This window comes from Rathayibacter sp. AY1C9, from assembly GCF_002932315.1.
Classification (GTDB): Bacteria; Actinomycetota; Actinomycetes; order Actinomycetales; family Microbacteriaceae; genus Rathayibacter.
In genome coordinates this window covers 32719-51463 of sequence record NZ_PSVZ01000006.1, presented here as the reverse complement: position 1 = coordinate 51463, position 18745 = coordinate 32719, and the positions used below count along the sequence as shown (strand labels likewise).

Sequence of the window (18745 nt, the reverse complement as noted above, 5' to 3'; positions counted from 1 at the left end):
GGTCGACCCGCCCGGGTCAGGAGTCGGAGAGCGAGGATCCGCAGCGGTAGACGCCCGTCACGAGAGTGTCGATCGCGGTCTTCGCCGAGTCGGAGACGTCGCCGAGAGCGTAGACCGCGAAGGTCAGCTCGGTGCCGTCCGCCGCGGTGACCACGCCGGCCAGGGTGTAGCCGGTGTCGATCCAGCCCGTCTTCGCCCGCACCGCGCCGTCGGCCGCGGCGTTGTCGCCGGCGAAGCGGTCGGAGTAGGAGAGCGAGCCCGTCCGGCCCGACACCGGCAGGCCGTCCAGGAGGATCCCCAGCTGCCCCTCGCGGGCCTGCACCTTCCGGAGCAGCTCGGTGAAGTACGCCGGCGCGACCGCGTTGTCGTCGCTCAGGCCGGAGCCGTCGACGATCGCGATCCCGGACGTGTCGACACCGTAACCGGCGAGCCCCTGCAGCACACCGGCCTGCTCGGCAGCGAAGTCGCTGCCCGCGCCGGTGCGGATCGCGACGAGCCGCGCGAGCATCTCGGCGATCGCATTGTCGGAGACGAGCAGCATCTGCTGCACGAGCGTGCCGACCGGGGCCGACTCGACCGAGCCGAGAACCGCGGCGCCCGCGGGAGCGGTCCCGGTGGAGACCACGGGCGAGCCGTCCAGCTCGTCGGCGAACGCCTCTCCGGCCCGGCCGACCGGATCCGTGCCGCGCTCGGAGGTCGAGGCCGTGGGGTCCTCGCGATCGCCGTCCACCTGGAGCGCCGTGATCTCGGGCATGTAGCCGTCGACCTGCTCCTTGCGGTTCCAGCTCGGCTGCCAGGTCTCGCCCGAGTAGAGGGAGGAGTCGAGCACCAGCGACGTGATCGGCGTCCCGGCGGTGGAGGGGTCGGCCTCCCAGGCGCTCTCGACCTGCGCCGCGAGATCGTCGAGGTGGGCCGCTCCGGCGTAGGTCGACTCCCGGCCGGTCGGGAGCCGGGTCAAGGTGAGGTCTCCCCCGCCGACGAGGACGACGCTTCCGGGCTCGCTCCCGCGGACCACGGTGGTGGCGATGCGCGTGTCCGGGCCGAGGACCGCGAGCGCCGACGCGGCCGTGAGGATCTTGAGGGCGGAGGCGGTGCGGGACGCGGTCCCGCCCCCGCGGTCGAACAGGACCTCGCCCGTCGCGGCCTCGACCACACGCGCCTGCATCGAGCCCAGGCGCGGGTCGGCGGCGAGCCCCGCCACCGAGCAGGTGCGGAGCGCCTCGGCCGCCGCTTCGGCGGTGGGCCGCGCCGTGGCCGTCGGCGTCGGTGCGGGAGTCGCGGTGGCGGTCGGGGTCGAGGCGACGGGCAGCGCCCCGGGCTCCGCGGCGCTGCCGAGGGCCGTCCCCACGCCGAAGGCGCCGCCACCGAGCACGGCGGCCACGAGCACCGCGGCGACCACGAGAGTGCGGCGACGGCGGGGAGGAGGCGTGTCGGTCATCCGCAACAGGGTAGCGACGCGAGTTCGACGCGACCTGGACGCCGCGGATGAGGCCGGGAACTCGCGGATCCGGCCGGGACGTCGCGGATGACGGGAGAGGGAGCCGCCTGTGGGAATCGAACCCACGACCTTCTCATTACAAGCGGGTCAGTCGGTGGGGAAGCACGGCGCGCGAGCTGTCGTCAAGCGTCGCTTAATGACGGGTCCCTGAGCTTTTAATCAGGGACCCCCCTATCCCGGACCTCGATTGGGACCACCATGCTGCACGCCCTCGCCCTCGCGCGTCTCCTCGAAGACTGGACGCTGTGGCAGAACGCGCAGGGCCTCTCGGCCCGCACGATCGCTGAGCGCGCAGGAGTGATCCGTGCACTCTGCGCCGACCTCGACCCGCTCGGGATCACGCCGGCGGACGTCATGCGGTTCTGTGGCCGGCGCTCGCTCGCGGCCTCCTCCCGCGCGACCTACCATGCGTCGATCCGCGCCTACTGCGAGTGGCTGGTGCGGACCGGTCAGCGCGCGGACGATCCCTCGCTCTCGACGCCGCGGCCGAAGCGCCCGAAGGGTCGCCCGCGCCCTGTGTCGTCGCCTCAGCTCGGGGCGCTGCTCGCCGTGTGCAATCGGTCCCGGACGCGCGCCTACGTCCTCCTGGCGGTCCTCGCGGGCCTCCGGGTGCACGAGATAGCCAAGGTCCACGGCGACGATTTCGACCTCGCAGGCGGCACGATGACGGTCACGGGGAAGGGCGGCAAGACGGCGCTACTCCCGCTGCACCCGCAGCTCGCGGAGGAGGCTGCTCAGTGGCCGCGGCGAGGCTACTGGTTCCCGGCCTACAACGGCGCCGAGCACGTCTCCGCGGACGGCATACGTCAGGGCATCGGGAGCGCCATGCAGCGCGCCGGCGTCCCCGGAACCCCGCACCAGCTCAGGCACTGGTACGGCACCGCGCTCGTCGCGGAGGGTGTGCAGGCCCGGATCGTCCAGGAGCTGATGCGCCACGAGAGCATGGCAACCACCTCGCTCTACACCGACGTCACCCTCGCACAGCTTCGCGCAGGCCTTGTGACCCTCCGGCTCCCGGAGGCCATGCCGCTCGCCGCCTAGCGAGCACGACGACGAGGCCCCTACCGAACCCGAATCGGTGTGGGCCTCGTCGCGCGTCAGCTCACTGCGCCTGGTGTCGACTCGCCTCCTGACGGCGGGCCTCCGCCTCGCGCAGCTCCTGCAGCTCTGCCGCCTGCTGTGCATTCGTCGCCCGCAGCTCGGACAGGGTGCCGTTCGTGTTCGCCTTGATCGTGTGGAGCGTCGAGTCCTGCGCGTCGAGCCGCTCGGTGGTGGCCTTCTGGGAGCGGTCCACGGCGATTGCGAGGCCGCTCGCGACGATCAGGAGGCCGAGGAGCGTGGTCACCATGTTGATGAACGTGGCGGAGGCGTCGGGGCGCTCGATCAGGAGGTAGAGCGCGCCGGCCAGGCCGACCAGCACGATGACGGCGACGACGACCAGCGCCAGGTTCTTGTTCGGGGATCGGGGGTCGGTCATGCTCATGCGGTCACCGCCGCGGCGAAGATCGGGCCGGACTGGAGGCGGTCAAACTCGCGCCCCCACTGGTCGAAGTCCTCGGGCGAGAGGGTCTTCCGGTCCCACCAGCTCTGGCAGATTCCGCGGTCGCACAGGCGGGTGACGGTCGCCTCGGCGCCGTCCGCGGCGACGGGGAGCCACCACTTCCCGACCGCGGACATGACGCGCACCTCGCCCGTGTCGGCGTGGACGTAGGCGCGGGCGCCCTTGCCCTCGCGGGTGATGACCTTGGCGAGGTCCCCGGCACGGCGGTCGGCCGCGCTCTCGATCTCGTCCAGGCCATCCTGGAGGAGGCGGAACAGCTCGCCGATGCCGCCCGCGGCGTCGATGCGCTGGGAGAAGCCGCGCAGCTCGTCGCGCAGCTCGGTCTGGAGGGTGCGGTCTTCGGGGGAGAGCATGTCGATTTCGTCCTGTTCTGGGTGAAGGTGCAGCTCCGGATCGACCCACTGGCCGTGCTCCCGGAGCTCCTGGTGAAGGTGGACGAACACCGTGCCGGTGTTGCCCATGGTGGCGATGAGGTCGCCGCGGTGAACCTGCGATCCCGGGCGGACCGTGTAGGCGGCGAGATGGGCGAGCAGGCTCGTCCAGCCGTTGCCGTGGTTGATGATGAGGCGGTTGCCGTACGTCCCATCTCGGCCGGCGGCGACGACGATCCCGGTCGCCGGCGCATAGACGGCGAGGTCGTCGGGGGTGCCGTCGCCGTGGCCGAGGTCGATGCCGCGGTGCAGGAACCCGCGGCCTATGTCCTCGTGGAAGTGGGTGGTGATGCGCCCGCGGGCGCCGTGGATGATCTGCATGGTTCCCTCTCTAGAACTGGCTGATCTCGATGTCGTCCAGATAGACGACTCCGTTGCTGACGACGGCCGTCGTCTTGATCTGGAGGATGAAGTGGGTGGCCCAGAGGGGCGCGGGCGTCCAGGAGAGCAACGGCTGTCGGAACGTGATCCACGCGGGCACGGCTGACCCGCTGCGGTTCGAGGTGCCGAGGATCGGGCCGAGGGCGAAGCCGCTGCCGCCGAGGTTCGTGCCGCCGCCCGGGTTGGCCCCGACGTGGGCTTGTCCGTAGCGAACGTTGATGACGACGGTGGAGTCGGTGTTCATGATCATCATTCGCAGACGAGCGTTGACCCGGGCACCCTGGGCGATGGGCACGTAGACGTAGAGGTCGGCCGTCTCGCCCTTGGCGAGGTGGGTGAGCTTGAGTGACTGGGTGCCGGAGGACGCCTGCTCCGAGGACAGCACGGCGGTGTCGTGGCCGCCGATGGTCTGGAGGAAGAGGTCGTCCACGATGGACGCCTCGTTGAAGTGCCCGTCGCGCAGGAGCGTCTGCTGATCGTTGATCTGCATATTCAGGGTGCTGTTGTTGAACGTGGCCGTGCCGACCGTGGTCGTGACGATCCCGGGGCCGGAGGACAGGTAAGTCACGTCCGACGCCGACCCGTCGAAGGAGCCGCCGACGATGTTCACGCGCTGCGTCGGCTGGGTGGTCGAGATGACGGGGACGTAGCCTCCGGGCGGGATGGTCGCCTTCAGCGACGTGATCGTGCCGTTCAGGGTCGCGGCCGGCGCCCCGCCTCGCGTGGCCGAGACGACGACGAGGCCTGTGGCGCTGTTGGAGAGCACGTAGTAGGTGGACCCGGCTGCCAGGCCTGACCCGTTCTCCGCGTTGATGAGCAGCGCGTCACCCGTCTCGTAGGCGCGGCGGGACGGGAACTGGAGGCCATCGGGGGTGACGTTCACGACGCTCGTGTAGTTGTCTTGCTGGCCGAGCAGGAACCGCACGCCCGTGAACTGGACGAACGCGGACACGTCGAGGAGGTCGAACCACGGCGCGTACGGCGAGTTCATCTCGACGTGACCACCGTTGAAGAACACGCGAGCCGACTTGGAGCGGAGGATCTGACGGTGGTTGTAGGAGAAGGAGCAGACGTTGAAGTCCATCGCCTGGTCGGTCTGCGCGTCGATGGCCAGATTGTTGCCGGTGATCGAGCAGTCCTGGAACACCAGCCGCTCGCCGGAGTTCGCGGCGGCGAGGTGCCGGATACCGACCTTGCACGCCTGGATCGCGACGTGATCGAACTTCACCATGTAGGTGTTAGCTCCGAAGCGGACGCCCTCATTGAAGTTGCGGAACACGCTCTTGTCGATGCTGATGTGCGAGGGCTTCTCGGTCGGGGCGGTGCCGTCGAGGCGACCGATGCGCAGGCCGTTGCCGCCCGCGTTGCCCGCGCCGACGTTGATGATCTGCACCATGGCGGTCGCGTGCTGATCGACCGGGGAGCCGCCCGGGTTCGTCGCATCGCCCGCCGCGTCGGTGTACGCGACCCACAGATACTTGGACGGGTCCGTGATGGTGGAGCGGATTTCGGCCGGACCCTGGAGGCTCACGCGCAGGTTCCACGTCAGCGTGTCGTTGACGTAGAAGATGCCGCCCGGGGCGCGGACGGTGGCCGTGCCGAACGCCGGTCCGAAGGCGGCGGCGGCGGCGAGGGCTGCCTTCCACCCGGCCGTGTCCGCGGCTGCGTCGGCCGGGTTGCCCTTCCCGACCGCGCCGTAGTCGTACGGGTTGAAGAACAGGTCGCCCTTCTTGACGCGCGCGAGGAGGTCGGCCAGCTTCACTGATCCGGGCGCGAAGTTCTTGATGCTGCGCAGCCCGATGTTCAGCAGCTCCGAGAAGGAGTGGTTCGGGATGGCGAGGTCGGTCTCCTCGTAGACGTACAGCCCTTCGGCGTCTAAGTAGCCCATCAGTCCTCTTCGCCTTCTGCGAGCTGGTCGCGGAGTGTCACGGTCATGTCGTCGTTGCCGAGCGCGTATTGCACGGCGGCGATGGTCTTGGTCAGCCTCGTCCCGGAGGGGAGCTGCACGTAGGCGCGGCCTCCGGGGGCGATGGTGTAGTCGGAGACGGCCGTCAGCTCGACGTCACGGCCGCGCGTCTGCACGAACCGGAGAAGGTAGGCAGCGGCGCCGGGGCCGGGATAGGGCGAGGATCGGCGGAACACGCGCGGCTTGTTCGGATTCGCGAGGAGCTTGGCGTAGTCGACCTGTTCGCGCTGGTTGCCGTCCGCGTCCTCCCACTCGTAGATGACGACCACCGCGTCGCCCCACGAGCCGGAGCGGGACACCTTGTCCGTCAGGGCCTTGGTGTTGGCGGTGGACCACGCGGAGATGCTGTCGGAGGGGATGCGCTTGAGGAGGTGCCAGAAGCCGGATACGTCCGCCCAGAGGCGCAGGCCTGCCGCCTCCACGAGGGGGCGCAGGTAGTCCCACCCGCTCACTCCTGTCTTCCACTCGCTCGCGTCCGCCTCGATCAGGGCGTGGGACGCGGCGTCCGATTCGAGGACGTACCCGATGCCGAGCGATTCGATGACGTAGCGCACCACGTCCAGGAGCGCGACCGCGCCCGGGGCGTAGGGGGCCTGTCCGGAGGACACGTCCTGCTGCATGAGGAACTCGGCGCCGGCCAGCGTCAGGGACAGCTCGTCGGCGGCGTAGTCGGCTACCGATTCCACGAGGTACATCTCCACGAGCAGGCGCTCGCGGGGAGGCGAGGGGTAGCCGTTCCAGTGGTTCTCGAAGTTCGCCGCGAGGTCCGCGAGGGTGGAGGGGTTGCTGGTCGCGGGGCGCGTCATGTCCTCGGTGACTCCTGCGAGGCCGCGCTCGCGGTACCGGTTGGTGATTGCCGCGATGGGGAGCGAGCCGCTGTAGACCTTCTGCAGCTCCAGGACGGCGCGAATGAGGCGCGCGCGGGGGTCCATTGCGAAGCGCTCGATGGAGGTCTTGGGGAGGGTCAGGACGACGGAGGCGGTCACGAACGGGGCGCGGTTGTCGTCGAGGGACAGGCTGCCCGACTTGATCGCGAACGTGCCGATCAGGAGGTCGGTGTCGTCGTAGAGGCTGAGCGAGGCGAGGTGCTGCGAGATCACCGGATCACCTCGATGAAGTCGACGGTGAGCACCCATGAGTGGCGAGCGCGGGGGTCGAGGAACAGGCGGAGCGCACCGGTCGCGTAGTAGGTCATGGTGAGGATGCCCGGGTCGTCCAACCGGATGATGCCGGGGGTCCGGTGCAGGAGCTCGGCGGCTTGCCCTGCCGCCTTGTCGGCCAGCACGTAGGTCAGGGTGCCGGTGCGGGGGCCGGCTGGGCGGACGGTGATATCGGGGACGGGGTTGCCGATCAGCTCGTGGATGATCGTGCGGAGGTTGGACGTCTGCGAGACGGACGAGACTTCCAGGACGCGCACGGGCGCGGTCAGGCCGGCGGAGTGGCTAAGGGTGACCATCAGTCGTAGACCTGCTGTCCGATCTTGGTAATGCGCCCCTCGACGTTCACGACGATGCGGCGCGTTCCGAACGTTTGGATGGCGCGCTCGACGGGTGACATGTCGGGGCTCGGGATGATGACGTTGGGACCGGCGACCTGGCCGGGGATCCCGCGCTTCAGATCGGCGGTGTAGGACGATGCGGCGGTCTGGCCGAGGGTGGCCCAGTTCGCGGCGGTCCGGTCCTTCTGCTCGTTCGGAGCGTCCACGTAGGCCTGGATCAGGGGGGCCGCGTCGGCGCCGAGGGACTGCAAGTAGTTGAGGGCGTCCTGGTTGATGTTCCCCTGGAGGCCCGCCATGTTCGAGCGGTAGTTCTCCATGGCCGCGACCCGGGCCTCGATGTTCGCGTTGTACTTCTCCAGATTCAGCGCGCCGGTCTCGTCGTCGGCGTACTTCTCCCAGTCCGACCCGGCCTCGGTCAGGTTCTCGGCGATGGAGTCGGCGTAGGCGGCGGTGCGCTCGGCCTTCGCCTCCAGCTCGGCGGCGCCCGAGGCGATGTAGGCCTCCTCGGCGAGCTGCGCCTCTGCGGCGATATCGCGGGCGCGCTCCAGCCCGGAGACGATCTTGGCGGAGTCCTCGGCCCGGGAGACGGCCGCGCCGTAGGAGGTGTCCTTCGTGGTGTCAATCTGGGAGGCTTCCTCCTCCAGCGACTTCTGATGCTCGCGCTCCTTGGCGATCAGCTCGTCCAGGCCCTCGACGTTGCCCGCGTAGGCCTGAGCGATCTTCTCGAAGCTGGAAGCGCCGGCGCCCTCGCTCAGCTTGTAGAGGTCCGAGAGGCTCTGCTCGCCGTCCTCCGCCGAGGACGCCATCTCCTTCAGTCGGCCGACGAGGTAGTCCAGGCTCGGCCCGCTCTGGGTGCCGACGTCGACCAGCTCGGCAGTGAGGTCGGAGACCTTCTGCTTCATGGCCTCGGACTCTTCGCCGCCCTCCTGGAGCTTGGTAAGGACGACACCGATACCGGCCGCGGCGGCGACACCGGCGATCAGGCCGGCCGGACCGAACCCGGCGAACGCGTTCGCGGCGACCTCCTGGAAGGCGTCACCGATGGACTCCGCCGAGCCGTCGAAGGACGCTGCGGCCTCCTTCGCGGTCGAGGCCGCCTCGTCGCCGATCTCGCGCACGCCGTCCGAGGCCCGGCTCGCGCCGTCGCGCATCGAGTCGCCGAGCCCGTCGCCCGCGGCCTTCGTCTCGGCTTTGACCTTGCGGGCCATGTCTCGGAAGGAGTCCTCGATCTTGTCGACGGCGCGCTCGCTCTCGCGCGCCCCGTCCTTCATCGAGTCGCCGATGCTCTCTCCGGCCCGCTCGCCCTCGCGCGCAGCGTCCTTCATCGAGTCGCCGATATCGTCCCCGGCCCGCTCGCCGTCGCGGGCAGCGTCCTGGAGGGAGCGGCCGATCTTGTCTCCGGCCTGCTCTCCGTCTCGGGAGGCGTCCTGCATCGAGCGGCCGATATCGTCTCCGGCGCGCTCGCCCTCGCGGGCAGCGTCCTTCATGGAGTCGCCGATGCTCTCTCCGGCCCGCTCGCCGTCGCGGGCAGCGTCCTGGAGGGAGTGGCCGATCTTGTCCCCGGCCTGCTCCCCGTACCGGGAGGCGTCCTGCATCGAGCGGCCGATATCGTCTCCGGCCTGCTCGCCGTCCCGCGCAGCGTCGCGCAGGCTGTCGCCGATCCCGTCGCCGATACCGGCGCCGTCGCGGGCCACCTCGTCAAGGGCCGAGGAGACGTCATCGAGGGCGCCCTCGACGTCCTTGGTTCCGCGCAGGAAGGCTCCGACGTTGGCCAGGAAGTCGATGGAGATGGGAGCCATCAGCGCCCCCTAGCGGCGGCGGAGAACCCGTCGTAAACGGTCTTCACCCAGAGGGCGACGATCCGCTTACCGGCCGTCCCCGCGGCGGGGTTGACCACGTAGCCGCGCGAGCGGGGCCGGAACTGCCGGCCGGTGATCCTGTTCACGGTGTAGCGGGTGCCCTTCGGTGAGGTCATGGGTGACTGGTGCTTGCGCTCGCGGGCGCCGTACTCGATGGCCGCGAAGTCGCTGGAGGGGACCAGCCCGCCGCGCAGGGGGCGCCGGGAGGTCGCGGCGGTGAGCTTGATGGAGCGGACGCCGATGCCGACCCGTGCGCCCGGCAGGAGGGCGCGGACTTCCAGCCGCGTGGTCGTGTGTCCGCGCAGCGCCTCCTGCCAGACGGGTCCGGCCTTCTTGCGGGCGTCCTTGTTGATGTCGTTGCGCACGGTCTTGTCCGCCTGCTTCATCCCCAGGAGCACGGCCTGGAGCGGCCTGGAGCCGCGCACGTCGATCACTAGTTCGCGGGCGCCGCGGCGAACTTGGGCTTGTCGCTGGCCATCGTGACGGTGGTGTCCTGCCAGGTGTTGAAGTCGCCGCCGATTTCGGCCGGCGCGGCGAGGGTCACCTCGGCCGACGCGATGCGTCCGCCCGGCACGGCCTGGTAGCTGACGGTGGCCTTCTCGCCGGAGAACTCCAGGAGCACGTTGGCGAGGGTGGCGGTGTCCTCGAAGTCCTGGCCCATCGCGAGCTGGAGCGTCCAGGTCTCGGGGGTGGTGTCGGTGAAGCTCACGTCCGGGTCGCCGCCCTGCCACACCTGGGCGTCGCCTCCGGCCTTCACCCACTTGCAGCTCTTGACCTGGGCCTTGTACTCGATGGCCGCTGCGGTGCCGCGCTTGATCTTGATCGACACGCGCCGGTTGGCCTGCATCTTGAATGCCATGGTGGTTACTCCTCAGTGATGGTGGTGTGCACGGTGACGTCGAACTTCCACGCCGGGTAGCGCTCCTGGAAGTTCGTGCGCTCGGCCTTGGTCCAGGCGAGCCAGTCGAGCGGATCGAGCGCTTCGATCAGTCGGTCGGCGGCGGCGTCGAGGGCGTCCTCGGCGGATCCGCCGCCCTTGGTCTGGGGCACCATGACGACCACCTCGAAGGTGTGCTGGGTGGCGCCGCGGTTGGGCAGGGGGGTCATCTCGGTCCGGTAGACCAGGAGCCCGGCCTGGTAGGTGGGATCCACGGTGAGGTCATCCGGGGACGGGATGATCAGCCACGGGAGGCGGCGGCTGAGCGCCGGGGGGCGCAGCGCCGCCACGAGGGCGGCGGCGAGCTGCTGGCGGGAGCCGGTCATCCGACGCTGGGCCTTCCGGTCTCGGGGCGCAGGAGTCGGCGGATCCGCTTGCTCATGTCGTACTCGCGCACGGTGAACCCGTCGAACCCGGAGGAGTCGGTGCCAGCGCTCTTGCGAGTGTGCAGCGCCTGCACCTGGAGGGCGTGCGCCTCGCGGATCCGCGCCGGGATCTTCGGGGCCAGCGAGGCGAGAGCGTCCGCCATCTCGGCCTGGTCGGCGGCGGCCTGGGTGAAGAGTCCGGCGAACACTCCGCACTGCACCTTGGCCGCGTCCAGGAGGTCTCCGAGCTCGGCCGAATCGACGGAGGGAGCGTCGGCCCAGCCCTGCCGGATCGAGGCCGTGTCGTGCCAGCTGGCCACGTCGGGCTCCTTTCGGGTCGGGGTGCCCGGCCCGCGCGAGGGGGGCGCGCGGGCCGGGAGCTGATCAGGAGGCGGGGGCGACGATCTTGCGCTTGACGATGGCGCGCTTGTCGGAGAACATGACGCCTCCGTAGCTGAAGAACCCGAGGTCGAGGCCGCCGTTGGGGATGACGATGGCCTCCAGGTTCGGGATCCGCTTCTCCTTCACCTCCGCCGCCCGCTTGTCGTAGGCGAGGAACTGGCCCGCGGCGAGCTTCGAGTCCGCCTCGATGAGGCCGACCTCGGCGACGGTGGCGGTGCCGTCGGTGAGGTTGACGCCGAGCTTCAGCGCGAGCCACGCGGGGAGGTCGTTGATCTTCAGCGTGGCGAACTGGTCGAACACGTCGTCCGCGAGGCGGATGCAGTCGAGCGAGGCGCCGATGGCGCGGAACTCGCGGGCGGTGGTCGAGAGGGCCGCGAGGAGGGTCGGGGAGTTGGCCTTCAGGGTCGCGGCGTTGACGAGCTGGGAGGCGACGTCGAAGTCGGACACGCGGTCGTAGTTCACGGCGAGCTTGCCGAACAGGGCGCCCACCAGGTCGGGGGTCCCGAGGTCCACGAGCTTGCGGTCCAGGCGCGCGGCCCAGGCCCACCGCTCGGGCTCGAAGGACACCTTCTCGGTCTTGAACCCGTTGCCGGGGACCTCGGCGAGGTCGCCCGCGTACTTCTCCGGCACCGGGGTCTCGGTCCACTTCCAGCCCTCGATCTTGTCGGAGGTCAGCTCCTTGGCGCCGCCGAGGGAGTCGATGACGGGGCGGCCGGAGGTGTCCGCCTGCCACACCTCACCCACCCAGTCGGGCCGGTTGACGAACGCGACGGCGGCGTCGTCGGCCTTCGCCTCGGTGTAGGTGATCTCCTCTAGCGCCATCTGAACAGCGCCGATGCCTCGCTTGGCGGCGGTGGCGACGCGGGTGGCTGCCTCTCGCAGGGAAAACCCACGGTCGCGGGTCTCCAGCCGGGTGCCGGGGAGCGGGGTCTCCGAGGGGCCGGCGGCCAGCTCGGCGGGAACGGCGGGCGCTGCGGGCTCGGCCGGGGTGCGCTGGTCGGCCGGGAGCGCGGCGAGGGCCGCGTCGAAGGTCGCCTGAGTGATGGTTCCGGCGGAGAGGGCGGCGCGGAGCTGGGCTTCGTTCATGAGGTGGAGGTAGTCCTTTCGGGCGTTGTCGAGGGAGGCCGAGACGGCGGAGACGCCTGCGGAGGCGACGGCGGGGATCGCGACGAGAGAGGTCTCGTAGATTTCCCCGGCGTAGACGTGGAGGGTGAGGTCGTCATCGAAGGCGTACTCCGAGAACGTGAAGCCGATGGAGAACCCGTCGCGCAGGCCGTTCCCGGCCTCGGTGAGCGCACGGTCGCCGTTCTCGCCCTCGGGGAGGTGGAAGGTCGCCTCGGTGATCGAGTCGTCCACGGCGGTCATGTAGCCGAGGGGGTCGGCCATGTCGTGGTCGCGCAGGAGCTTCACGCGGTCGAGGGGCTGGCGGGTGGTCAGGGCGCCGGCGTGGATGATGATCCCGTGCGAGGGGATCAGCTCGTCGTAGGCGACGATGGGGCCGGCCACGGTGCGCTCGGCGGTGGACAGCTTCACGGAGCGCATGAGCGCGAGGAGCTGGAGGGTGATCATGCTGCGGGGTCCTTTTCCGGGGCGGGGGTGTCCCAGCCCTCCTGCTCGGCGATCCACTGGTTGGTGAGGAACCCGGCATCCTTGCCGAGCTTGTAGGCCTCGAAGCGCGTCTTCTGGTCGTCGCGGGTCAGGTCGTCGGTGTTGAACCGGACCTCCCACCCGCGCGGCGTGACGTCGGCCATCGAGAGCCGCGAGGTGATCGCGGTCATGTGCGGCGCGAGGAACAGGTCGATGACTTCCCAGTTGCGGGAGGCGCGGTTGGAGTAGGTGAGGGTCGAGCCCTGCACGGCGACGTCGGCCAGCCATGCGGGCATGCCGAGGTGGCGGGCGAGGTCGAGGTCGAGGCGGTCGCGTCCGGCGATGAGGAGCTGTTCGGGGTGCTGACCCATCGGGGTCGCCTTCAGCGATTTCGACGTGTAGCCGACGCCCTTGCCGGCGCGAGCGTCCACCCACGTCTGGAGGAGCTGGTCGATCTCTTCGTTGTCGAGGTCTTCGCCGTCGTTGTGCAGCTCGATGGAGGGGACGGGGTTGGCCTCGGCGAGGGCCGCGGCGCGGTTGATCGCGTAGGCGCGGCGGATCGTCTCGTCGGCGTCGATGAGGAGGCCGGAGTCGGGCGACTCGAACTCGATGACGTCGGCCGCGGCGACGGGCTTGCCCCATGCCTTCGCGAGCTTGCCGTCGCGGTCGAACTCCGCATCCGCGTGCGGGAGGAGCTTGACCCAGGCGGGCCACCCGTAGGAGTCGCGCTCCTGGACGATCCACCAGGTGCGCGGGTAGAACATGAGCGCGTCCACGGTCCAGGTGAGCGTGGCCGACGCGGACCGCTCGCGCTCCGGCTGGGCCAGGAGCGCGAGCGGCGCCGGGGCGGGGCGGCCCGCCTTCATGGTGCGCAGGCCCATGCGGCCGATGGTGCCCGCCATGATGCGGCGGCCCTTCGAGATGACGGGGAGCTTCATGGCTTTGCCGCGGGTGACCTTCATGCCGCCTGTGATGCCGTAGAGGTCATCGAGGGTGATCTGGGTCAGGTGGTCGCCGTTGGACCACGGGGAGGCGATCTGTTGCGCCGTCCCGACGCCGGCCGCGCTCAGGCGGGCTGAGGTCCGGGTGATGAAGTCTGGGGTGGGCACTCGTCAACTATTGAGACGGACGTATTCTCCTGAAAACGCGAGGCCTTCCAGAGGAACGCGGCGAGGGCGCGGAGCGCCTGCTGGTCGCCCTCGTGGAAGGCCAGCTCGTGACGGCGCGCAGTCCTCCAGCCCTCCTCCCGGTCGAAGGCGAACGCGGACCACCACGGGCACTTGTCGCAGGCCACGACAACGGAGTGGGTGGTGAAGTCGAGCTTTATCATGATGCCTTTCAGGCCGACCGGAATTTGGGCTTGGACAGGGGTGCGGGCTTGTTCTGGAAGAGGAAGATCCCGACCGCTGCGGCGATGATTCCGGCGATGGGTGCGGTCGAGTCGGAGCGGGAGAATCGGATCACGTCATTGATGTGTTTCAAGGCCAGATTGGCGATGTTGTAGCGGAGGGTTTTGGACCCGTCGTGGCGGAAACGGCCGTCCTTGATATCGCCGAGCGCGGAGACGCAGGCGGTCCCGAACTCGCGGGCGTTGAGGGTGCGGACCTTCTCGCCGTCCGGGTCTTTCAGGAGGCGGCGCAGCTCGGCCGTGATCACGCGAGTCGGGCCGCCGTCGTCGGCGCCGAAGACGGCCGGCCGCCACTCAGCGTGGAGCTTCACGAGGAACGCGACCAGCCACGCGGTGCCGGGCGCAGCGTGGATGACGCGGGTGTGCGGGATCCCCCGGCCATCGACCCAGGAGCCCATGACGGCGGCGCATTCGTTGTCGGGGGCGACCTCGTAGGTGATGGCGATATCGCTGCGCGTGGGCCGCTTCGTGCGGTCGCTCATCTTCAGTGAGTCCCAGTCCTCCATGGGCACCACGGGGTCGGCGGCCTCGGTCCAGACGTTGCAGAACGAACGGAGCCACTTGGCGCGGGCCATGTTCGCGGAGTACAGGAGCAGGCCCTCGGCGGTCACCGTGTAGCCCACGGCGGGGTGGAAGCTCTCGATGGTGTCGAGGTCGTAGGGGTCGCCGCCGTCCGGGAGGCCCCACTCGAAGTAGGCGATCTTGGACCACTGGCCGCCGTTGCCGCCGCGCTCCCGGTCGGCCACGGAGGCGCGCCCGCGGTCCACCCACTTCTTCATGAACGTGGAGAGCGCGGTGCCGGCCGTGCTGATCATCCACACCTGGCGCACGCCCTCCAGCGTCATCTGCGCGGGGAGGATCGCGTCTTCGAGCATGGCGTCGCCGAAGGCCTCCTCGAAGGCCCAGATCTCGTCCAGGGTGACCTTGGGCGGGGTCTCGCCGTGGAGGGCCTGCTCGGTCGGCGCGAAGATCTTGATGGCCGAGCCGTTCGGGAAGATGATCCCCTCGTCGCCCGCGGAGTAGCGGAACTTGGCGACGCCCGACATGGGCGACGCCTTGACGAGGTTCACGAGGTCCGTGAAGCGAGAGCGCGCGTCCTTGCCGGTCTGGGCGGTGTAGAACGTCTTCACGTTGGGCGTCGAGATGACGGTGTCGATCTGGACCGGGCCGACGAGGGTGGTCTTCCCGGACTGGCGGGGGACGGTGACGATCACGATTTCGTAGCGGAGATTGCCGAACACGGTTCGCTCGCCAGCGACGCACGCGACGTAGCGCTGCCACTCCATGAAGCTCTTGCCCATGCCGTCCGCGATGAGCGCCTGGCGGTGGCCGTCCGTGGTCGCCGCGGGGTTGTGCGGGGTCGCGTACTTGGGTCGGGCGTTCTGCCAGGTCCACGTGTCGATCACGAGGCGGGCGGGAGGGTCAGGACGCCCGGCTGCGCGGAGGCGGCGGCGGCGTTGAGCGCCTGCACCCAGGCGTTGAACTTGTCCATCTCCGAGCCCTCGCGCGGCTGCGGCAGAGCGAGGAGAGTCTCGCGCAGCTGCGCCGCCGCCATCGCCACCGCCGACGCTCGGCCGGCGCGCGTGCCCGCGGTCACCGCATCGGCCAGCTCCAGCGCGAGCTGGCACATGGCGAAGTGCCGAGGCTGGATAAGGCCCTCGTCATTGAGGGCGGTAATGGTCTTCACTACCGACTCGCGCAGCGCCCCATTAGCGGCGCCATAGCCGCCATTTAATTCCAGGCCGTCGAGCATCGAATCAGACTCGGGCATCTTTTTCCGTTCGGTTCGCGTTTCCGGGCGAGCCCGGTTTTTTGTGGGAGGTCGGAGAGAAATGGACGGGGCTGCGCGTGGGTGTCCGTGAGGCCGGATTCTTAAAGAATCACGCGCTTATCGCGAACCATTCGAGGCCGCTCTCTATCACTGCGGCCGGACCTTCCGCGTCTCTATTGCCGCGACTCTCATTGCATCTCTTGTGCGCGGGCGCGAGGTTGCGCAGGTCGTAGACCGCGCCGCCCTTCGACCTCGGGATCACGTGGTCCGCGGTCACCGCACCGGGCAGACCGCACAGGTGGCAGATGGTCCCGTACTCGGCGAGGGTGAGGCGGACGTAGGTCTGTGCCTTGCGTCCGCCCCAGTCCTCGGCCGGGAGGTCGGGATCCCGGAGCGCCCCGTCCCCACCCCTCGGCTTCACCACAGGGTGGGCTCCTCGGCCGGCACGTCGAACACCAGCTCACTGATCGGCTCGATGCTCACGGCGACGACGGGCACGTGCCACCACATGGCGCACTCGATGGCCGCCTGCTCGTCGGAGTAGGACCACAGGCCGTGCTGCCCGCCGTCGTCGTGCAGCGTGTGTCGCCACACCAGCGGCCCCGCGTGCACGCCCATCGAGGCCAGCTCCTCGGCGACGAGGCGCCACCGCTCGACCACCTCAGCGTCGCTCCGGTCCACGACGGGCACGGCCTCGGCGATGCGGGCGCCGGCCGCGTTGCACCGGTCCAGGTCCATCAGTGCCCGACGCCTTCCAGCTCTGCCACGCGGGCATCCGCTCGGCGTAGCTCTGATCGCACCGAGGCGACCAGGCCCGGGGTGTCGGCCGCGTCGAGCATCCGGCCGAGGACGAGGCAGAGGGCTCGGTAGTGGCGCAGCTCGAAGGCGGCGAGGCGGATGGTCTGGAGCGGGCTCATCGTGCCCACGTCCGATCCGCGTCGATGGAGTAGTGCCGGCCGCGGTGCCCGTGGTGCAGCTCGCAGTAGACGGGCAGGGCGATGCCCCGGCCGGAGGAGTGCACGACCGACTCGCAGAGCCGGACGCCGCGCGGGTTGTAGTACCGGAGTCGGCCGCGGCACCGGTCGTGGGCGACGCAGTAGCGCGAGGACGATCCGACCCAGCGGTGCGGGGTCAGCCACTCGCGCACGCGGCGGGGGATGGCCGGCCACAGGACGACGGTCCAGAGCACGCCCGCGAGGGGCAGGACGATGGCGGCGGGGATGGTGTCGGGGGTGCTCATGAGTTGGCCTCCTCGAAGGCGGTGAGCCGCGCGTCCATGGCGGCGGGATTCTGGGATCGGATGATGGTGCGGGCGATCTGCGCGGCGGCGACGAGGAGGGCTGTAACCCGCTCGTCGGTGGTGGCGGGGTCCTCGATGAGCGGCAGGATGACGGCGGCGGTCCGGGCGATTACCTCCGCGGCGTCGGTGTCCGGGGCGGTGGCGGCCTCGGCGAAGGCGGGCATGACGTCCGCCGCGGCGCGCTGGGCGATGGCGCTGCTCGGGCGGAGCGCGACGACGACGCCACCGGTGAGGCACCGGGAGGCGAACCCAGCGATTCCACAGATCAGCTCGACGGCCTCTCTCCAGGTCGGAACGTGCTGGTCGAGGAGGTCGAGGTAGCGCTCCTCGGTGAAGGCGTCGCTCGCGATGAGGTCCATGGTTGCGAGGAAGGCGGCACGGCTGAGCATCAGAGCTTCACCCCCAGGGTCGGGAGGTGCGCTGAGTCCCGGACCATCTGCTTCTCGTCTTCGGCCGCTCTGGCGGTGACCACCTCGCCGACGTGTATGGCCAGGAGGTTCCCGCGTGCGGCCTCCAGGAAGGCGATCCCGACGTCGGTGGACCAGGTGCGCGTCTCGACCAACATGGCGACGAGGCGCAGCTTCGCGGCGGTGTGGCGGAACACCTCGCGCTCCTCGAAGGTCGCGAGGTGGTGGTCGTCCTCCTCGCGCTCGTACTCGGTGGCGGCGTGGCGGAGGTCGGCCGAGACGGTCACGAGGACGTACTCGGGTCGGTCGTCGCGGTGGGCGGGTCGGTCGATGGTCACTGGACTTCTCCTGTCTGCTGGTCGAAGGCAACGCCCTCGATCTCGTAGGGGTTGCGTTCGCCGCAGTGGATGCAGCGTCCGTTCAGTGGGTGGTACTGGTGGTGCACCTTTCGGTGCGCTCCGAACGCGCCGCATAGGCCGCTCGGAGAGTCGATGGCTTCAGCCGCGGAGCGGAGCGACGCCGCGACGTCGAAGGCGTCGCCAGAGGGCGTGCGGCTCTGCCGCTCGGACTCCCCCGTGCGCGTACTGGGGTTGTCCTGGGTAGTTCTATAAGTGTTCTTAAGTAGTGTTCTTCTTTGCGTGCGATTTTCTGACGCGGTTGCCATGCGATTTTCTGACGCGGTGCGCGAGTTATCCACAGGCTTCGGGGACCGCGTGCGATTTTCTGACGCGGTGGTTCCGTCACCCTCGAACAGGGGGATCGTCGGCTCGGTGAGGTGCCAGCGGGTGCCGTATACGCCGGAGCCCTCACGGACGGGCTCGCGCGACAGGTAGCCGTGCTGCTCCAGCTCCATGACGCCGGTGCGCACGGCGGTCAGGCCGTCCGGGTCGGAGTCGTCCGCAAGGCTCTGGAGGCTCACCGGAGTGCCGGGAGCGTGGCTCATGAGGAGCACGAGGATGCCGCGAGCTTTGTAGCTCATGCGGTTGTCGCGGGCGTAGGCGTTCGGGATCTGCGTGAAGTGCGTCTCGAAGCTGAGCTTCGTGCGGACGATGACGCCCGCCTTCTGGCGGGGCTCGGTCTTCACTTCGTCGCCTTGATGTCAGAGCGGTCGAAGACGTAAGCACCAGTCGAACCGTCGAGCTGGGCGAGCGGGCAGAGCCGACCATCCTTGACCATCTTGGAGACGGTGGAGCGATCGATCCCAAGCATCTGGGCGACGGTCGTCGCGCCGATGAGCTGCCCGGGCCAAATCATGCGCGGGTCAAACTCTGGGTCAGTGTGTGTCACGTCGAGGATGTTGTCACATCTGTGAGCTGTTTACAGCAGCGACGAACTGACACGCCGCAGTTGTTGCATGGCTGGGCCGTGGTGGCC

Annotated in this window: 25 protein-coding genes; 1 reads left to right on the top strand and 24 read right to left on the bottom strand. The window is 69.6% G+C overall.

Annotated elements, in window-relative coordinates; all coding sequences use genetic code 11:
- Positions 1–16: 16 nt before the first annotated feature.
- Positions 17–1438 (bottom strand): D-alanyl-D-alanine carboxypeptidase/D-alanyl-D-alanine-endopeptidase, encoded by a 1422-nt coding sequence (dacB, locus tag C5D09_RS06420; RefSeq protein ID WP_104268880.1) that lies wholly within the window; start codon positions 1436–1438, stop codon positions 17–19.
- Between the two features lie 258 nt (positions 1439–1696).
- Here dacB and C5D09_RS06415 point away from each other — a divergent pair, with 258 nt between their 5' ends.
- Positions 1697–2539: a tyrosine-type recombinase/integrase gene (locus tag C5D09_RS06415; RefSeq protein WP_104268879.1), complete on the top strand. Its 843-nt coding sequence runs from the start codon at positions 1697–1699 to the stop codon at positions 2537–2539.
- 61 nt (positions 2540–2600) lie between these two features.
- On the opposite strand, the gene C5D09_RS06410 is transcribed toward C5D09_RS06415, so the two are convergent.
- From C5D09_RS06410 to C5D09_RS17095, 23 genes are all read right to left on the bottom strand, one after another.
- On the bottom strand, positions 2601–2975 hold the full coding sequence (locus tag C5D09_RS06410; RefSeq protein ID WP_104268878.1) for a hypothetical protein: 375 nt from the start codon (positions 2973–2975) through the stop codon (positions 2601–2603).
- A gap of 2 nt (positions 2976–2977) precedes the next feature.
- Complete coding sequence (locus C5D09_RS06405) at positions 2978–3811, bottom strand: M23 family metallopeptidase (RefSeq protein WP_104268877.1); 834 nt, start codon at positions 3809–3811, stop codon at positions 2978–2980.
- Between the two features lie 10 nt (positions 3812–3821).
- On the bottom strand, positions 3822–5759 hold the full coding sequence (locus C5D09_RS06400; RefSeq protein WP_104268876.1) for a hypothetical protein: 1938 nt from the start codon (positions 5757–5759) through the stop codon (positions 3822–3824).
- Positions 5759–6937 (bottom strand): hypothetical protein, encoded by a 1179-nt coding sequence (locus tag C5D09_RS06395; protein ID WP_104268875.1) that lies wholly within the window; start codon positions 6935–6937, stop codon positions 5759–5761. The genes C5D09_RS06400 and C5D09_RS06395 overlap by 1 nt, the downstream gene beginning before the upstream one ends.
- Entirely contained in the window at positions 6934–7293 is a 360-nt protein-coding gene (locus C5D09_RS06390; protein ID WP_104268874.1) for a hypothetical protein, read from the bottom strand. Before C5D09_RS06390 ends, C5D09_RS06395 begins: the two co-directional genes overlap by 4 nt.
- On the bottom strand, positions 7293–9134 hold the full coding sequence (locus C5D09_RS06385; RefSeq protein ID WP_104268873.1) for a hypothetical protein: 1842 nt from the start codon (positions 9132–9134) through the stop codon (positions 7293–7295). Before C5D09_RS06385 ends, C5D09_RS06390 begins: the two co-directional genes overlap by 1 nt.
- The gene (locus C5D09_RS06380; RefSeq protein WP_146085614.1) at positions 9134–9619 is read right to left on the bottom strand and encodes a hypothetical protein; all 486 of its coding nucleotides are present in this window, start codon (positions 9617–9619) and stop codon (positions 9134–9136) included. The genes C5D09_RS06385 and C5D09_RS06380 overlap by 1 nt, the downstream gene beginning before the upstream one ends.
- An 8-nt stretch (positions 9620–9627) precedes the next feature.
- Positions 9628–10053, bottom strand: coding sequence for a hypothetical protein (locus C5D09_RS06375; protein WP_104268871.1), 426 nt, complete (start codon positions 10051–10053; stop codon positions 9628–9630).
- A 5-nt stretch (positions 10054–10058) separates the two neighbouring features.
- On the bottom strand, positions 10059–10457 hold the full coding sequence (locus C5D09_RS06370; protein WP_104268870.1) for a hypothetical protein: 399 nt from the start codon (positions 10455–10457) through the stop codon (positions 10059–10061).
- A complete protein-coding gene (locus C5D09_RS06365) occupies positions 10454–10816 on the bottom strand; it encodes a hypothetical protein (protein WP_104268869.1) in 363 nt (120 codons plus the stop codon). Before C5D09_RS06365 ends, C5D09_RS06370 begins: the two co-directional genes overlap by 4 nt.
- Positions 10817–10880: 64 nt before the next feature.
- On the bottom strand, positions 10881–12467 hold the full coding sequence (locus C5D09_RS06360; protein WP_104268868.1) for an HK97 family phage prohead protease: 1587 nt from the start codon (positions 12465–12467) through the stop codon (positions 10881–10883).
- The gene (locus C5D09_RS06355) at positions 12464–13594 is read right to left on the bottom strand and encodes a phage portal protein (protein ID WP_104268867.1); all 1131 of its coding nucleotides are present in this window, start codon (positions 13592–13594) and stop codon (positions 12464–12466) included. The genes C5D09_RS06360 and C5D09_RS06355 overlap by 4 nt, the downstream gene beginning before the upstream one ends.
- Complete coding sequence (locus tag C5D09_RS06350; RefSeq protein WP_104268866.1) at positions 13552–13815, bottom strand: hypothetical protein; 264 nt, start codon at positions 13813–13815, stop codon at positions 13552–13554. The genes C5D09_RS06355 and C5D09_RS06350 overlap by 43 nt, the downstream gene beginning before the upstream one ends.
- 8 nt (positions 13816–13823) lie before the next feature.
- Entirely contained in the window at positions 13824–15299 is a 1476-nt protein-coding gene (locus C5D09_RS06345) for a hypothetical protein (RefSeq protein ID WP_104268865.1), read from the bottom strand.
- Entirely contained in the window at positions 15296–15646 is a 351-nt protein-coding gene (locus tag C5D09_RS17100; RefSeq protein WP_146085613.1) for a hypothetical protein, read from the bottom strand. Before C5D09_RS17100 ends, C5D09_RS06345 begins: the two co-directional genes overlap by 4 nt.
- A gap of 127 nt (positions 15647–15773) precedes the next feature.
- The gene (locus C5D09_RS06335; RefSeq protein WP_219813052.1) at positions 15774–16088 is read right to left on the bottom strand and encodes an HNH endonuclease; all 315 of its coding nucleotides are present in this window, start codon (positions 16086–16088) and stop codon (positions 15774–15776) included.
- On the bottom strand, positions 16082–16402 hold the full coding sequence (locus C5D09_RS06330; protein WP_104268863.1) for a hypothetical protein: 321 nt from the start codon (positions 16400–16402) through the stop codon (positions 16082–16084). Before C5D09_RS06330 ends, C5D09_RS06335 begins: the two co-directional genes overlap by 7 nt.
- Entirely contained in the window at positions 16402–16581 is a 180-nt protein-coding gene (locus C5D09_RS06325) for a hypothetical protein (RefSeq protein ID WP_146085612.1), read from the bottom strand. The genes C5D09_RS06330 and C5D09_RS06325 overlap by 1 nt, the downstream gene beginning before the upstream one ends.
- Positions 16578–16904, bottom strand: a complete 327-nt coding sequence (locus tag C5D09_RS06320; RefSeq protein ID WP_104268861.1) for a hypothetical protein — start codon at positions 16902–16904, stop codon at positions 16578–16580. Before C5D09_RS06320 ends, C5D09_RS06325 begins: the two co-directional genes overlap by 4 nt.
- Positions 16901–17353 carry a hypothetical protein gene (locus C5D09_RS06315; RefSeq protein ID WP_104268860.1) on the bottom strand — a complete coding sequence of 151 codons (453 nt, stop codon included), beginning with the start codon at positions 17351–17353 and terminating at the stop codon, positions 16901–16903. Before C5D09_RS06315 ends, C5D09_RS06320 begins: the two co-directional genes overlap by 4 nt.
- Positions 17353–17709, bottom strand: a complete 357-nt coding sequence (locus C5D09_RS06310; RefSeq protein ID WP_104268859.1) for a hypothetical protein — start codon at positions 17707–17709, stop codon at positions 17353–17355. Before C5D09_RS06310 ends, C5D09_RS06315 begins: the two co-directional genes overlap by 1 nt.
- Positions 17706–18455, bottom strand: a complete 750-nt coding sequence (locus C5D09_RS06305; RefSeq protein ID WP_104268858.1) for a hypothetical protein — start codon at positions 18453–18455, stop codon at positions 17706–17708. Before C5D09_RS06305 ends, C5D09_RS06310 begins: the two co-directional genes overlap by 4 nt.
- On the bottom strand, positions 18452–18658 hold the full coding sequence (locus C5D09_RS17095) for a helix-turn-helix domain-containing protein (protein WP_146085611.1): 207 nt from the start codon (positions 18656–18658) through the stop codon (positions 18452–18454). Before C5D09_RS17095 ends, C5D09_RS06305 begins: the two co-directional genes overlap by 4 nt.
- Positions 18659–18745 lie beyond the last annotated feature (87 nt).